The sequence below is a fragment of the Idiomarina sp. ST10R2A5 genome, from assembly GCF_051842325.1.
GTDB lineage: Bacteria > Pseudomonadota > Gammaproteobacteria > Enterobacterales > Alteromonadaceae > Idiomarina > Idiomarina abyssalis.
Genome location: NZ_JBNIEX010000072.1, coordinates 1 through 241 on the forward strand (window position 1 = coordinate 1; position 241 = coordinate 241).

Consider the following 241-nt stretch of genomic DNA (forward strand, 5'->3'; position numbering starts at 1 on the left):
CTCGACAGCGCCAACAGCGTGACGAGCTTGGTCTGCTGCTCTTCCAGCATGCGGATCTGGCGCTGGAGGGTGTTGAGCTGTTCGCGCGCGGCCTGCCGCTCGTTGGCCAGCGCGGCGGCTTCCTGGCGGGCCTGCTCCTGGCGGGCCGCCACCTGCTGCTCCTGCTGGCGCTGCATGGTCAGGTCGTTCTGCAGCGCGTTCAGGCGCGTCTCGTTGGCACTGATCAGCTTTTCGGTCACCG

At 68.0% G+C, this 241-nt stretch carries 1 protein-coding gene; it reads right to left on the reverse strand.

What is annotated here, in order from left to right:
- Positions 1 to 241, reverse strand: a 241-nt coding sequence (locus ACP7FG_RS13170; protein WP_439226656.1) for a DUF2968 domain-containing protein, incomplete at both ends; no start/stop codon positions are given.